Below are 14,133 nucleotides of genomic sequence, written 5' to 3'. Positions count from 1 at the left end.
CGGGTGCGCCGGGCTCCGTTTACCCCGGTCCGCCAATCCTGTGCAACTCGCCACCCTTCTCTGCTTGGCGGCAGATTGGAGCGGCTCCAATGAAGTAAACGGAGCTACACCCATGAAACACGCCCTCATTCCATCAAAAATCCGCGCCTTTGCTCACCGCCGCATGGCCCTGAGCGCTCTCCGCGCAAACTCTTCCCTTTCCACTCGCCTCGCCCGCTACAACGCCAACATGGTCATCGCCCGAGCTCTTGAAGCTGATGGGGGTGTCGTATGAACGCCCCTATCCTCATGCCCACTGCTCCCCAAGCTGACGACCTGAGCGACGTGCAGGACATCCTCGTATTGCTGAGTCTCGCACTTGCCCTCATCGCCTCGCCCACCACCCCCATCATCGTCGCGCGTGTCACTGCCGTCATGGCGCAGCACACGGCTATGGCCTGGGCAGAGCTCCTCGACGACTTGATCGCTGCGCAAGGGGGTGCCCAATGAACCGCCTGCTTTCGACGTCGATCCATGCTGAACGAGAACACGCATTTCTGTGGTGGGGCGTCCTCAATCAGCTCCGTATCTCCAACGAGCTACCGGAGTGGGTTCGCACCAAGGTAGTAGGTAGTGATGCCGACTATGAAGAATCGATGCTCGAAAGAGGCGCCGTCAATCAGGCGCTGTTTGGCATCGACGAAATTCGACCGGGAGATGACCTCCAGCCATGCGCCTTTGAGTATCAGAGTCTCATTGACCTGATGGAGTTGGAGCGCACCCGTTATCTGACCTGGTGGACCATGCTCAATGAAATGCGGGCGCGTAAACAACTGCCGGAATGGGTTGTGACTAACCGCATAGGTCACGGCCCGGACCATGAGCGGTGGTCCGACAAAGCGGCCAAGGTCAACAAGATGCTGTTTGGCCAACCACATGTTCGCCACTTGGCGACGCAGCTTCGGGTGCATGAGGGGCCACGACCAGATTCTCGCCAGCGCACAGCGTCGCTGACTCCCGTGAATTGCTGATTCGATAAAGGTTTAAGCACATGAAAATTCAAAATGGCGCTGCAGCGTCAACGGGATCGGCTTGCCCGAAAAAAGCCACAGAACTGTTTTATGTGACCCATCCGAAAGCGCTGAAGGCGTTGCTTGGCCCGTTCCTGACGGAGGCTGACGCTGAGTGCGGGCGCGTAGTTATGCGTAGCGTCGACGCCCAAGTGACGGCCTGTCTCGTTAAATCCATCGACGACATCACGCACTGGCACGCAGTGAACAATGGCCGGGTTTGCCGGGCATTCGCTGGGAGCAACGTATGAGGAGCTCCCCCAAGCTAACCGTCGTCCCCGATGACCCCCTTCATTGCCTTGTGCTTCCTAGGCTAGACGGAGTGAAGAAGTCCGGGGCCGATAACTACATGGCTAAATGTCCTGCGCATCAGGACAAGTCGCCGTCATTAAGCGTCGCGTCCGGCACTGACGGTCGAGTGTTAATTCATTGTTTCGGTGGCTGCCATACCTCTGACGTTCTCGCAGCTGTAGGACTTGAACTGAAAGACTTGTTCGCTGGAAATTTGAGCGACACAGCACGACTCGACTACCGACGTAGATCACTTGAGAGCGCTCGCAACCAAGCGCGACTTATCCAGAACATCGCTGCCGCGCAGTTGGACCGCGGCGAAGCTCTCAGCGCGATTGATATGGAGCAGTTGCAGACAGCTGTAGCGAGAGAGCGCGAGATATGTGAGCAGCTTGCGGGGATCGATGTCGATCGGACGGCGCGAATAGCCCCTGATCGTCCCTGCTGGGCCGTGTACGAGCATTGGGTCACCAACGAGAAAGGCCGCAAGCTGCGCCCGGGCGTTTACTGGCATAGCTTCAAGCGCGCCCCAGCTGACCAGGATGACGCCGAGAGCGACACCGGCGACCGGCCGATCACTGATGAGTGGATCTCAAGTCCTGTCACGGTCGTGGCCCGTACCACCAATAGCGACGACGGCAGCGAGGGACGGCTGCTCCGCCTAGTAACCGAGGGCGGAATAAAGGAATGGATCATCGCCATGGAGGTCTTCGGCGGCAGCGGCGAGGATGCCAGGCGAGCTTTGTTCGGCATGGGCGTCATCATCGCGCTGAAAAAACGCGGCACGTTCATGGAGTACCTGCTCGACCAGCACCCTGCAGAAGTATTCGCCACCACCTGCCGACCGGGTTGGCATGAGTCGGGGGCGTTCGTGTTGCCCGGGCGAACGATCGGTAACGCCAATGTGCGGTACCAGGCCAGCAACAAGGCGCAGGTGCTGTTCAGCCAGCGCGGCGAGTTGGCGTTGTGGCAGTCGCAGGTGGCAGCCAAGTGCGCGGGCAATCCGGTACTGACACTGGCGATTGGCTGCTCGTTGGCCGGGCCGCTACTGAGTTTGGTCGGCGTGCTGGGTGGCGGTGTTCACCTGGTGGGCGACAGCTCAAGCGGCAAGTCGCTGGCGCAACTGATCGGTTCGTCGGTGTGGGGTGACCCGGGGGTGTTCGCCGCCAGTTGGGACATGACCAAGGGCGGGTTGGAGATCGAGGCGTCGAGCCGTAACGACACCATCCTGCCGCTGGACGAGATCAAGCGCGCCGACCCTAAGCGGGTGCAGGAAATGGCCTACTCCCTCGCCAATGGGCAGGGTAAAGGCACCATGACTCGCGAGCGTGAAGCTCGGGGCAAACTGAGCTGGCGCCTACTGACGCTCTCCAGTGGCGAGAGGTCCCTCTCTGAGCACGCCGCCATTTCCGGGAATGCCGCCCATGCAGGCGCCGAGTTGCGCATGGTGGACGTGAACGCTGGCACCCGCACGCACCGGGCCTTTGATGAATTGCATGGGCTTGAGGGGGCGGACTTCCATCGACAGCTCACTGTGGCCGTTGGCACTCACCATGGACACCTTGGACCGGCGTTTGTTGAGTGCCTGGTCGCCGCAGATGACAAGCCCGGACTGCTCCGCGACTTTGACGGCATACGCGCCCAGTTCGTCGAGGACAACGCCCAGGCCGGCCGCGTAGCCGATCGGTTCGCTGTAATCGCGCTGGCGGGAGAGATGGCCATCGCTTACGGCTTGCTGCCTTGGGAGCCTGGTACCGCCCTCGCCGACTGCCGCTTGCTCTATGGAGAATGGCTTTCACGTGTAGGTGGCGGTAACGCAGAGGACCGCCAGATCCTAGCGGGCATCATCGACTTCATCGACAAGCACGGCAGCAGCCGATTCTCTGATGTCGATGCGCCAGAGGTGGACGCCAAGGTCTTCAACCGTGCCGGCTATTGGGAGCTGGTGGCTGGCAAACGACTCTACCTATTCAACAAATCTGCGCTCATCGAGGCGGCTCACGGGTTTGGCCTGACCCGCGTGATTAAGGCGCTGGAAGTGGGTGGAGCCCTGGCCAAGCGCGACAGCGACCGGGATAGCCGCAAAACTAAAAAGTATCGCATCCCCGCCGGCGGTTCGGCGCGCCTGTACGTGGTTGACCCCGAGGCCTTGGACGGCGAAGGAGGCGGCGCATGAGCACCATAGCCATCAAGTGCGAATGCCCGAGTTCACAGGAACCTGCATTTGCGGGGAACAGGGGGAACGGGGGAACAGCCAGTAAAACCGTGGCCTGCAGCCGTTCCCCCTTATTGAATGTATGGGGAACAGGGGGAACACAAACATGTTTTTGAATATGAGCGTGCTCGCCTCCCCTGAAGTTCAGTTATCACTGTTCCCCACAAAAAAACGTGGGGTACAGAATCCCCCCCTGAAAGCCCCGGAAACATTGGCTGTTCCCACTGTTCCCCCGTTCCCCCGTTTTTTTTCTACAGACACATTTGGGCAATGGAGCAATCAGGGCGAGGTGCCGGCATGAGTCTCCTTTCCAGCTTGCTCGATCACATGCCGCCAGTCGTTATCGGTACTGAGTCGCCAGAAGTGGATAGTCGACCTCGCCGGCGCCTGGTGCCGGCCACTCGGGTCGAACGCCCTGCTCGGTTTATCACCGGCCCACACGCAAACGCCGCCACCGCTACGCCTGAGTGGCGCCACGCCCGTGACCTATACCTTAACCACATCATGGTGTGTAGAGCCTGCTACGCGCCCACAGGCCGCCATTGCACGGCTGGTTCTGATCTGCGAATGGACTACGAAAACACACCGATGGAAGCGCACTTCTAGGTGCGCGCGACAACGAGCAATGCCACCGGGGCATTCCGCCCCTATTCAGCCAAAGCCAGCCGCAAGCAGGCGCCCTGTAGGAAACACATATGACTATCCCATCAACGACCAATCACCTTTCGATTCCACTCGGCATCACCGACCCACTGCTACTGCGCGTGTTGCGTGAGCACACCAATCAGATTAATCAGCTCGCAGAAGGGCGCATAACAGCCTTTTACTCTGCGCTCACTGCTGCGCCATCCAGCGGCCCTTGGATGCAGGGCGACTCAGTGAAGAACTCGGCGCCGTCAGAGCTTGGCACCGCCGGCTCGAAATATGTCATCGAGGGTTGGGTGTGTGTCGTATCGGGCACGCCAGGCACCTGGGTGCAGAAACGATTTCTGACGGGTAACTGATGATGTCTCATGACGCGGAAAAGGCGAGCAAAGTACTTCCTCTGCTGGCCCTTCAGTTGGTCAGCGACCGGTGAGACCAAGCCAGAAGCCATAAATGATGGCTCCGATGACCAGCGCAACGCCTTTCCAGATCATGAAGTCGATCATCGTGAAATTCGAGAAATTCGAGAAATCCACCAAGACCTCCAAGCCCGCAGATGCGGGCTTACTGGGATCGTTCCGCGGCGCCACTGCCGAGCTTACTACCGCTCCCGAGTGCACACGCTCTGCTCGGATGACGGAACAGTAGCCTAATTCTCGTGCGTTTTCCGATGTCGCTAGAAGATCAACAACGCTGACCAAAGTAGCACGCCGACGAGGATCAAAGCGCCGCTGATCACCATCAACCGACACCAATTCACGCAGGGCTTTTCTAAGAAACACTAATGTTTCCGAAATTACTCATCGAGGCTTCTGAGTCACTTTCCAATGTTAAGTTTTGTTAGGTCGCTGATGCTGACTAGGTCCTCTGGCATCTGCGGTTTGAGGCTTATCCGGCGCGGATACCTAGGGTGGTGACCATGAGCGATGACCACCACTGGTGACCACTTTTCCCACCCACGGAAAGGTGGAATGCCTTTGAGCTTGAGTGACAGTAACCAGCACGGATTGGTTACCTTTAGTGGTTACCAGTGGTGAACACGAAAATTAATGAGTTCGCGCTTGTAACCAGCCGGGGTCATTGCCAGCCATTCAACCCTTTGACGTGGCCGGTATCCATGCGGGTATCCACGGATAACCGAGTTTTTGGGGGCCATAAAAAGAAACCGCCGCCCATACCGACGACACGTAACAGGCCAGGCTGTAACAGCGTGTGTAACAGGTAAACACACTGTTTCGCGCAGCACTTCGCGCACCTTCTTCACGCGCTCCAAAATGGGCGGTAACCATCAAAGTACGCAGGCCGGTACGCGGCCTCGGTACGCGTTCGCCCGTGCGTACCGGACACAAGTTCGCGCCGTGGTTTCCATTTTGGTTTCCACGGTAAAGCCACCGCCGACCACTCTGCATAGCGATCTCTGATACCGACAGTCGTCACGATGAGCCAAAACGGCGTCGTTTCAGTGAAGTTAATCTATTCTTGGGCAAGGTGGATTTAGCCGATCAGGTTGCACCAAAGGAGCCAGGCATGACAAATCCCACATCACAGCCTAATGCCAGCCGAAAGTGGCTCCTAAGTCTGTTGATGTTCTTTTTGGCATGGTTGGTTTCGAGCCTCCTTACTTACTGCTTGGTTTCCACCGAGCATGGATATTGGCTCGAACTCTTTAACGGGGCGACTTGGCCGTCTCAGTTTGTCTCCAGTGATGTAAGCAAGGACGTGCACCCAATTCGATCATGGTGGTTTTACGTCGTGATTGGATTCCGCACTGCGGTGAACCTGGGTGTAGTGCTTTCCGCAGCTTTCTGGCTTTTCACTGTGTACCTCGCATCAAGCGGTCAATTGGAGAGGTGGTTCATGAGCAAATTAGAATCTGTACTGACTACGCGAGACATAGCGCTTGCTGCCTTTGTCGCCGCGCAAATGAAAAATCAAAACCTCGAACTTTCACCAGAGCAGCAAGCGAGCTTATATGCGGCCGCAGGTGCTTTTCGGAACACTGAGGCCGGAAAAGCGTTCACGGTTTCATCAGGAAAAGCTGTGCCGGGGGCCGTATGACATCCGAAGAGCAGGGTGTATGGCACGTGATTACAACCGGTCTTGGCACTAACGACCCTAACCCGCCTGCAGAAGTCCTCGGGTGGGCATTATCGCTTGGTCGAGACATCGGAGTTCCTGAACATCGGGTTAAAGAGATTTTCAAGGCAATCCGTGATGGCATCCTGCCTGGCACACCACCACTTTGATTAGCGATTAACGTGTTGAGACCAAATGCGTCAATGCACTATCAGTAGACTCGGGGTTTCTATCTCTCCCTGGCGGTCAGCTTCTACACATCTCCACGAACGCTTCCGATTGAGTAACGCTGCTACGCTTTCATTTTCTCGAATGGAGTCGAAGCGATGCCCTCCCCTGAATACTCTCTCCCAGATGTCCTAGAGCGCATGTATCACAATCAGCTCGCCTTGGAGGCTGCGCTGATGGAACTGACCTTGCTAGTCGAAAGCCAGGGTCATGCTGAGGTCGGGGACAATATTCGGAGTGCGCTGAACGCGATCGGTGAAAATGCCGGACATATCAATCAGGGGTTGGCCAGACTGAAAGCGCAGGGCTCGACGTAAGCCAGCACCCAATTCAAGGGGCGATGATGGACGATGACAGCGAAGTAGTATTTGTTGCCGGCCTGGGAAAGATGCTCGGACGCACCGAGGCGGCGGTCAGACAGGGGATGACTCGGGGCGTCGACTGGTTGCCAAAAAGCTTCAGAATGGGCACCAGACACTGCTGGCTGAAGGCGGATGTTCGGGAGTTTCTGCGCGCCTGCCGGGACGGCGAGAACAAGGCGCCGAAGGTTGGTAGACCGCGGCAGACACCGCCAACACTGAGAGATATCAGGAAATGACAGAAAACATTGATCGTTTTCTACGCCTCGATGAGGTGCTTCATATTACCGGCCTCAGTTCCGCACGGTTTATCGCCGGATCAAGGACGGAACATTTCCACAGCAAATCCGAATAGGCCCCAACTCCGAGGCCTAGCGCCAGTCAGTAATCGATAAATGGATGTTCGATTTGAGCCCAGTCGATTGAGTGCTTGAAAGCGAGAATTCTCTGGTCGGAACCGGATTACTCGCGAGGTGCTTGGCAACAACCGCATAGGCCCAATGCAACGCCGTACCGGGGAACAGAATGAACGGAACTCTCTATTGCACAAAGTGCGGAACAGCGAACGCCACTGACGCCAACTACTGCTTCAACTGCGGCCAACCGATCACCAACATGCAAGCCAACATCGGCAGAGCCGAAAAACTCATTCAAACTGAAGAGCCCCCTCCTCCCAAGGAGAGAGCCCCTAGGGGAGAATACGCCCCTCCGGCGGCCGGGCCGCCGGCAGCCAAGCCATCTAGATCTTACAATTTCATCGCCACGCACTGGCGCGGGGAATACTCGCTCGGAGTCTCTTACTGGCTGTTCGGCTTTTTGGTCGCAATCTTCATAGCTCTCTCAGACGTAGCTTTGGGCCATTTCAGTGACGCTATGAATCTGAACACTCAGAAACAAGGCTTACTGATATTGGCGTATTACGCCGTCACCATCGCGGTGGCAGTTTGGCAGATTGTCGGGGTGATACGATCTGCCTCCGCCCACGTTTCGCGCGGCGGTAAGCATTTCTGGGCAGTGACGGCCAATGTGATGGTCTGCATTGGTGCACTCCAACTGCTCTTCAGCTTTATCGTCGACGGCGTCCCCCTTATTCGCGAAGGGATAGATATGATACGGGGCACCGACAACATACCCCCGTACTCACTCCGTCTGATGCGCAACGACACCGAGATGGAATTAGCCGGGGGCATTCCCATCGGAACAACTGATGCAGTCCGGAACATGCTCGACTCTTCCCCTGCAGTCCGAGTCATTCACCTGAATAGCACAGGCGGTCGAATTACGGAGGCAAACAAGCTCGCGAACCTGATCTTCCAGCGCCAGCTCATCACTTACACCCGCACCAATTGCTCCAGTGCCTGCGCCATAGCCTTCCTCGCCGGCCGCGAGCGTTACATAGGCGAACAGGGTCGGATTGGCTTTCATAGCGCCTCGGTGAATGGAGCTAGGGGCAGCGACGAGCTCGATCTCAACGCCAGTTTTAGAGAGGTACTTTCTCGGGTAGGTGCAACGCCACAGTTCGTTGCGAAGGCGATGTCCACCAGCCCACAGAATATATGGTTCCCCACCTCAGAAGAGCTGAAGCAGCAGAGTATCATCACCTCAGTTGTCGACTCTCGCTACTTCGGCCTATCAGGCATCTCAGATTGGCGGGACGCGAATATGATTGAGCAGTCGTTGCTGAAAACGCCTGTGTTCGCAGCTCTGTCGATCTACGACACAGACAACTTTGCCAAGCTAAGAAAGACGATGGTTGAAGGTGTGCAAGGCGGACGCTCACTGGCTGAGATCCAACTGGATGTCCAGACGCTGATCACCGAATCGATTGTGCCAAGTTACTTGATTCGAGCACCCGATCTGGCCCTCATCCGCTACTGGCGTTCCCAGATTGCCGAAGTGAAATTCCTCGGCAGAACAAACCCAGCCCATTGCGTGACTTTCCTGGGGATGGACAATAAAACGCCCACTGCGGACCTGATGAGTAAGGTCCCGAAGGAACTGACCAACGAAGACCTCGCAGCTCTGACGGAACTAATCAAGCAAACGGCTACGAATCCGACTAAAGCACAGCCGTTCTCGAGCTACGATAAAGAGTTTAAAAAAGTACTGCTTGCAATGATGGCGAAGGATCAGCACTCAGTGGAAATTATTACGAATCCAGAAAAGTTCTCTAATGACCCGGCCACCACATGCAACAGTTTGATCCTGCTGTACGACACAATCCTGTCACTGAGTGATTCGAAGAAAGCGGCGGGAATGTTGCGAAGCATGGTTCAGGAATCAAAGCAGTAAACCGATAGTGGGTATGCACGACCACCGCTGAGTAGCGCTGCTTCTGTTTGAGATGAATGCGCCATGCGTTATGTGACGATCAGAAAGTTTTCCAGCGAGTCGGGATACACCGAGGCCGCGATTCGATCAAAGATCGCTGACGGCACCTGGGAGAAAGATTACGTTTGGCGAAAGGCGCCTGATGGGCGGGTGCTTATCGATGTAGAGGGTTACGAAGCTTGGGTGGAAATGGGTAAACCATCAACGGCTATTCGAGAAGGTAGGTTCCCGTCAGGACATAGCCCCGCGCCGCTGATGAGCAAAGGGCCAAGACTCGGAAGTCCAAAGCCGCTTGTGTGATGCCATTCGTCGGAGCGACCCTCCTCATCTAATGGTCACTTTGAGCGCCTTCCCTAGCGAAGAGAAAACGGCAAAAATCCACCTAGCAGCGAGCGCCATGTATCCCCACATGTATCCCTCGCGCACAAGTAAAGACAAATACTCAATAAACACAGATAGTTAGGCTCTCAGTTCAAATGTCTGTGTACCACCAAGTACTAAAAACGGCTTACCGAAAGGTAGGCCGTTTTTTTATGCCTCGAGAAAAGTACCCTGAACTCCATGGGTCCAGGGTGATCCGCGTCAGGTACGAATCGTCGGCAATGCCGACAGCGCCCGCTCCCAAATCTGCCACGTCCGCAACCACACCATCGCCTGCCAGTCGTTGTCGGCCGGATAGAACTGCTCCAGTAGATTCAGTTTGATCCCGCGCGCCAGCACACCCGTCAGATCGCCATGCAGATGCAGCCAGTGGTCATCGCGCAAATGACGATGCACGTCTGCCCCCGGATACGTCCCGCACTCAATCACAAACGGCATCAACCGAACCCGCGGCAACGCGTCGATCAACGCCTGCGAGGTGTAGCCAGTCGCCGTTGCCGCCACACCGGTTTCACTCAAGGTGTCGGCCCCGGTCAGCAGCGTGTACAGCCACGGCCCGTAAATGGCCTGCGCATCGGGCAGCGCCGGATACGCCGCCTCGGTGATGGTCAAAAGCATCGGATGACCGTACTCGCCGGCCCCCGTGTGCAAGTCGAAACACATGGCCACGTCGGCATGGGCAATGTGATTTTGCAGGATGGCGTGCAGTGTGCGGTTCGACCAACTTGGCGCCAGCCCACCGAAAAACAGACCGTCGGGATGACTGTGCTGGCCGCCCTCGACAATCGACATCACCGCCGGCCAGCCATGTTGGCGGATTTGCGCGTCGAGCAAGGCATCGGCGCGCTCACGCTCAGGACCTTGCAGCTCGGTGCACGCGTAGATGTCATGCAGCGTCGCGTAAGCCTGATTGTCCGGCAACGGCCGTTCGAAATTCAGGTGATTGCGGTTCAGGTCGATGTTGTCTTCGTTAACCCGCCGCAGCCAGGCGGTGCCCCACGGATTGATCAGGTGAATGAACACTACGGCCACATCCGCCGGCAGTGAGCGCTTGCCCAAGTCCTGCATCCATTTGATCTGGCAACTCGACCCGTAGAAGCCTTCGACGCCATGGGTGCCACTCAGCGCAATCAGCAATCGCTTGGCGCCGGGATCGCCCAGCACCGCCACGTCGGTACTCAAGGGCTCGCCGAAAGGCCCTTTGAGCGGGTGCGGGTATTCGGTCAACGTCGCACCGGCCTCGGTGGCGGCCGCGAGGAACAGCTCTCGCTGATTACGGTAACTTGGCTGAGTGGGAAACTCGGTCTGCATGTCTGCCTCTTGTTGATCTTCTGGCCCGTCTATTGCTCTCGACCCTACAGAAAATCCGTCGACTCATGAAGGACCAAAGCAGCTTTACTGTAGGCCCTGGTTTGCGTCATGCCGAGTCGGCCGATAAAGTCCCGGTAACTTTCCCCACGGACGGAGTGCCTCAACGTGTTCTCAGCCTTCCATTTGAGCCGCTATCGCCGCTCGGCCCTGTCGCTGATCGTCGCGACGCTGACCCTCACCGCCTGCAACGCCCCACCGACATCGACGTTGCCTGTGGCACCCGAAAGCGCCTCGGGCTATCGCACCGACCTGCAAACCCGACACGCCTCCAGACACATGGCGGCAGCGGCCAATCCGCTGGCGGCCGAAGCCGGCCGGGCGATGCTACGTCAGGGCGGTTCGGCGATCGATGCCGCGATTGCGATGCAAGCGGTACTGACGCTGGTCGAGCCGCAATCCTCCGGCATTGGCGGTGGTGCATTGATCGTGCTCTGGGATGGCAAGGCGGTGCGCACCTTCGACGGTCGCGAAACCGCACCGGCCGGCGCCACCGAGAAGCTTTTCCTGAAGTCCGACGGCACACCGATGGCGTTCACCCCGGCGCAGATTGGCGGGCGCTCGGTGGGCACGCCGGGTGTGTTGCGAGCGCTTGAGTTGGCGCACCGCAAACACGGTCGTCTGCCGTGGGCGAAGCTCTTCGAACCGGCCATCAAACTCGCGGAACAAGGCTTCGCCATCTCGCCGCGCCTTCATCTGTTGATCGCCTCGGACTCGTCCATGCGCAGCTCGCCGGACATGGTGGCCTACTTCCTGAATGCGGACGGCAGCCCGAAAGCCGCCGGTACGTTGTTGAAAAATCCGGCATTGGCCGCCGTGCTGAAACGCATTGCCAACGAAGGGCCTGACGCGCTGTACAAAGGCGCCATCGCGCAAGAGATCGTCACCAAGGTTCAGGGCCACACCAACCCCGGCAGCTTGTCGCTGAACGATCTGCAAGGCTATCAAGCCAAGGAGCGCGCGCCGCTGTGCACTGACTACAAACGGTGGCAGGTGTGCGGCATGCCGCCGCCATCATCGGGCGGGATCGCCGTGGCGCAGATCCTCGGCACCTTGCAGGCCCTGGAAACCCGCGACCCGCGCTTCGCCCTCGCGCCGCTGAAACCGCTCAAGACCGAAAAACCCGCCGGCACCGAGCCCGATCCGCAAGCCGTGCACCTGATCGCCGAAGCCGAGCGCCTGGCCTACGCCGATCGCGCGCAATACGTGGCCGACGCTGACTTCGTGTCCGTGCCGGTCAAAGGGCTGGTTGACCCGGCCTATCTGGCCCGCCGCGCCGCCCTGATCGGAGATCGCAGCATGGGCGTGGCCAAACCCGGTACCCCGCCGGGTATTCAGGTCGCCTACGCGCCAGACCGCTCGCCGCTGCGCATCTCCACCTCACAAGTGGTGGCGGTCGATGATCAGGGCGGCGCCGTGTCCATGACCACCACCATCGAGTCCGCCTTCGGCTCGCACGTGATGGTCCAGGGCTTCTTGCTCAATAACGAGATGACCGACTTCTCGTTCATCCCCGAAGAAAACGGGCAAAAAGTCGCCAACCGCGTTGAGCCCGGCAAACGCCCACGCTCCTCCATGGCGCCGACCCTGATCTTCGACCGCCAAAGCGGTGAATTCCTCGCCACCATCGGTTCCCCTGGCGGCTCGCAAATCATCGAATACGTGGCCAAATCCACCATTGGCCTGCTCGACTGGAACCTCGACCCACAAGCCGCCATCAACCTGCCCAACTTTGGTAGCCGCAACGGCCCGACGGAGCTTGAGCAGGGACAGTTCAGCGCGGAGCTGATCCAGGTGTTGAAGGACAAGGGACACAGCATCAGCGAGATTGACATGACCAGCGGTACCCAGGCGATTGTTCGGGTCAGGGACGCGCAAGGAAATGCGTCATTGGCTGGAGGGGCTGACCCTCGGCGTGAAGGACAAGCGCTGGGGGATTGATTCCTGCGCGGGAATAAAAAAGGGCTTACCGGGAGGTAGGCCCTTTTCAATCCCGGATGTCACCACTCGCAAACATTCAGCTTAGCGCGAGATCTTCAACGCCTGTCGCGCCTTGTGCTTGTCCAGGGCCAGATCGATCAAGCGGCTGACCAGATCGCTGTAGGTCATGCCGGTGGCCTGCCAGAGCTTGGGGTACATGCTGATCCGGGTGAAACCGGGCAGCGAGTTGATCTCATTGATCAGCACTTCGCCGCTGTCGGTGAGAAACACATCGACCCGCGCCAGCCCGGAGCAGCCCAGCACCTGGAATGCCTCGACGGCCAGAGCCCGAATACGTTCGCTGGACTCGACACTGATCTCAGCCGGTACCACGACCTGTGCCGCCTGGGCGTCGATGTATTTGCTGTCGTAGGAATAGAAACCGCTGCTCACCACGATTTCACCACACCCGCTGGCGATGGCGTCTTCGTTGCCGAGCACGGCGCATTCGATCTCACGGCCACTCACGGCGGATTCGATCAGCACTTTTTCGTCGAACCCCAAGGCCAGTTCCACGGCCGCCTTATATTCGGCTTCGTCACTGACCTTGCTCACGCCTACGGACGAGCCTTGGTTCGCCGGTTTGACGAACAGCGGCAGGCCGAGTTTGCCCTGCACCTCAGCGAACCCGGTACGCGCTGCCGTGGCGCGGTTCAGGGTCACGAACGGCGTCACCGCCAACCCGGCGTCGCGCAGCAGGCGTTTGCTGATGTCCTTGTCCATGCACACCGCCGAGCCGAGCACGTCGGAGCCGACAAAGGGCAAGTCAGCCATGCGCAACAGGCCTTGCAGGCAACCGTCTTCACCCAGGGTGCCGTGGACAATCGGGAAGATCACATCGACGTGCCCGAGCAGTTCCTGACCGGAAGTTTCCACCAATTGCTGACTGACCTTGCCCGGCACCACCGCCAGTTCACGGTTGGACTGATTGAGCGCGATCAGGGCCGGATTTTCCTGATTGAGCAGGAAGTTCGAAGGGTCGTTGAGGTGCCAGTGACCTTGTTTGTCGATGCCGATCAACACCGGCTCGAAGCGCGAGCGGTCCAGTGCATCGACAATGTTCTTCGCCGATTGCAGCGACACTTCATGCTCCGCCGAACGACCACCAAAAATAATCCCTACCCGCAATTTGCTCATTCAAAACACCTCAACGATTGGCCACCCGCCGAACAGCAGAGAGAACCTTGCAACATTCGCCCACGGTTTTCCA

15 protein-coding genes are annotated in these 14,133 nt (G+C 58.2%); 12 read left to right on the top strand and 3 right to left on the bottom strand.

The features are described from left to right. Positions 1 to 112 precede the first annotated feature (112 nt). From D882_RS1000000132930 to D882_RS1000000132765, 6 genes are all read left to right on the top strand, one after another. Entirely contained in the window at positions 113 to 274 is a 162-nt protein-coding gene (locus D882_RS1000000132930) for a hypothetical protein (protein WP_177327627.1), read from the top strand. Further along, positions 271 to 489 (top strand): hypothetical protein, encoded by a 219-nt coding sequence (locus D882_RS0125930; RefSeq protein ID WP_050590241.1) that lies wholly within the window; start codon positions 271 to 273, stop codon positions 487 to 489. The genes D882_RS1000000132930 and D882_RS0125930 overlap by 4 nt, the downstream gene beginning before the upstream one ends. After that, on the top strand, positions 486 to 1,010 hold the full coding sequence (locus D882_RS1000000131690; RefSeq protein ID WP_050590240.1) for a hypothetical protein: 525 nt from the start codon (positions 486 to 488) through the stop codon (positions 1,008 to 1,010). The genes D882_RS0125930 and D882_RS1000000131690 overlap by 4 nt, the downstream gene beginning before the upstream one ends. Positions 1,011 to 1,030: 20 nt before the next feature. Further along, positions 1,031 to 1,300 (top strand): hypothetical protein, encoded by a 270-nt coding sequence (locus D882_RS0125920; protein WP_027925938.1) that lies wholly within the window; start codon positions 1,031 to 1,033, stop codon positions 1,298 to 1,300. Next, a complete protein-coding gene (locus tag D882_RS01000000131425; RefSeq protein ID WP_027925937.1) occupies positions 1,297 to 3,516 on the top strand; it encodes a DUF927 domain-containing protein in 2,220 nt (739 codons plus the stop codon). Before D882_RS0125920 ends, D882_RS01000000131425 begins: the two co-directional genes overlap by 4 nt. 734 nt (positions 3,517 to 4,250) lie before the next feature. Beyond that, on the top strand, positions 4,251 to 4,559 hold the full coding sequence (locus D882_RS1000000132765; protein WP_155953751.1) for a hypothetical protein: 309 nt from the start codon (positions 4,251 to 4,253) through the stop codon (positions 4,557 to 4,559). Positions 4,560 to 4,619: 60 nt separating this feature from the next. Here D882_RS1000000132765 and D882_RS1000000132760 read toward each other — a convergent pair whose 3' ends face one another. Then, positions 4,620 to 4,982, bottom strand: a complete 363-nt coding sequence (locus D882_RS1000000132760; RefSeq protein WP_155953750.1) for a hypothetical protein — start codon at positions 4,980 to 4,982, stop codon at positions 4,620 to 4,622. Between the two features lie 745 nt (positions 4,983 to 5,727). Here D882_RS1000000132760 and D882_RS0125900 point away from each other — a divergent pair. The 5 genes from D882_RS0125900 to D882_RS0125885 all read left to right on the top strand — a co-directional run bounded on the left by D882_RS0125900 (position 5,728) and on the right by D882_RS0125885 (position 9,155). Further along, positions 5,728 to 6,258, top strand: coding sequence for a hypothetical protein (locus D882_RS0125900; protein WP_027925934.1), 531 nt, complete (start codon positions 5,728 to 5,730; stop codon positions 6,256 to 6,258). Positions 6,259 to 6,602: 344 nt separating this feature from the next. Continuing rightward, positions 6,603 to 6,821: a hypothetical protein gene (locus tag D882_RS0125895; protein ID WP_027925933.1), complete on the top strand. Its 219-nt coding sequence runs from the start codon at positions 6,603 to 6,605 to the stop codon at positions 6,819 to 6,821. Positions 6,822 to 6,847: 26 nt separating this feature from the next. Next, positions 6,848 to 7,102 (top strand): hypothetical protein, encoded by a 255-nt coding sequence (locus D882_RS0125890; protein WP_027925932.1) that lies wholly within the window; start codon positions 6,848 to 6,850, stop codon positions 7,100 to 7,102. Positions 7,103 to 7,181: 79 nt separating this feature from the next. Continuing rightward, complete coding sequence (locus tag D882_RS1000000133640; protein ID WP_371258963.1) at positions 7,182 to 7,238, top strand: hypothetical protein; 57 nt, start codon at positions 7,182 to 7,184, stop codon at positions 7,236 to 7,238. A 150-nt stretch (positions 7,239 to 7,388) separates the two neighbouring features. Further along, on the top strand, positions 7,389 to 9,155 hold the full coding sequence (locus tag D882_RS0125885; RefSeq protein ID WP_032833674.1) for a zinc-ribbon domain-containing protein: 1,767 nt from the start codon (positions 7,389 to 7,391) through the stop codon (positions 9,153 to 9,155). A 621-nt stretch (positions 9,156 to 9,776) separates the two neighbouring features. Here D882_RS0125885 and D882_RS0125880 read toward each other — a convergent pair. After that, positions 9,777 to 10,886 carry a DUF2817 domain-containing protein gene (locus D882_RS0125880; protein ID WP_027925930.1) on the bottom strand — a complete coding sequence of 370 codons (1,110 nt, stop codon included), beginning with the start codon at positions 10,884 to 10,886 and terminating at the stop codon, positions 9,777 to 9,779. A gap of 165 nt (positions 10,887 to 11,051) precedes the next feature. On the opposite strand from D882_RS0125880, the gene ggt reads away from it, so the two are divergent. After that, positions 11,052 to 12,884 (top strand): gamma-glutamyltransferase, encoded by a 1,833-nt coding sequence (gene ggt / locus D882_RS0125875; protein ID WP_027925929.1) that lies wholly within the window; start codon positions 11,052 to 11,054, stop codon positions 12,882 to 12,884. 81 nt (positions 12,885 to 12,965) lie between these two features. Here ggt and ddlA read toward each other — a convergent pair whose 3' ends face one another. After that, a complete protein-coding gene (ddlA, locus tag D882_RS0125870) occupies positions 12,966 to 14,060 on the bottom strand; it encodes a D-alanine--D-alanine ligase (RefSeq protein ID WP_027925928.1) in 1,095 nt (364 codons plus the stop codon). Positions 14,061 to 14,133: the final 73 nt, after the last annotated feature.

Source organism: Pseudomonas sp. URMO17WK12:I12 (genome assembly GCF_000514395.1).
Classification (GTDB): domain Bacteria; phylum Pseudomonadota; class Gammaproteobacteria; order Pseudomonadales; family Pseudomonadaceae; genus Aquipseudomonas; species Aquipseudomonas mucoides.
Note: the sequence above shows the minus strand (reverse complement) of the source record. Positions and strands in the feature narration are given on the sequence as shown.

Bases quoted from the DNA above. Each gene is read 5' to 3' on its own strand.
- ddlA (WP_027925928.1), bottom strand. From the start codon at position 14,060: ATGAGCAAATTGCGGGTAGGGATTATTTTTGGTGGTCGTTCGGCGGAG.
- D882_RS1000000132765 (WP_155953751.1), top strand. From the start codon at position 4,251: ATGACTATCCCATCAACGACCAATCACCTTTCGATTCCACTCGGCATC.
- D882_RS0125890 (WP_027925932.1), top strand. From the start codon at position 6,848: ATGGACGATGACAGCGAAGTAGTATTTGTTGCCGGCCTGGGAAAGATG.
- D882_RS0125920 (WP_027925938.1), top strand. From the start codon at position 1,031: ATGAAAATTCAAAATGGCGCTGCAGCGTCAACGGGATCGGCTTGCCCG.
- D882_RS01000000131425 (WP_027925937.1), top strand. From the start codon at position 1,297: ATGAGGAGCTCCCCCAAGCTAACCGTCGTCCCCGATGACCCCCTTCAT.
- D882_RS1000000132930 (WP_177327627.1), top strand. From the start codon at position 113: ATGAAACACGCCCTCATTCCATCAAAAATCCGCGCCTTTGCTCACCGC.
- D882_RS0125900 (WP_027925934.1), top strand. From the start codon at position 5,728: ATGACAAATCCCACATCACAGCCTAATGCCAGCCGAAAGTGGCTCCTA.
- D882_RS0125895 (WP_027925933.1), top strand. From the start codon at position 6,603: ATGCCCTCCCCTGAATACTCTCTCCCAGATGTCCTAGAGCGCATGTAT.
- D882_RS0125885 (WP_032833674.1), top strand. From the start codon at position 7,389: ATGAACGGAACTCTCTATTGCACAAAGTGCGGAACAGCGAACGCCACT.
- D882_RS0125880 (WP_027925930.1), bottom strand. From the start codon at position 10,886: ATGCAGACCGAGTTTCCCACTCAGCCAAGTTACCGTAATCAGCGAGAG.
- D882_RS0125930 (WP_050590241.1), top strand. From the start codon at position 271: ATGAACGCCCCTATCCTCATGCCCACTGCTCCCCAAGCTGACGACCTG.
- D882_RS1000000131690 (WP_050590240.1), top strand. From the start codon at position 486: ATGAACCGCCTGCTTTCGACGTCGATCCATGCTGAACGAGAACACGCA.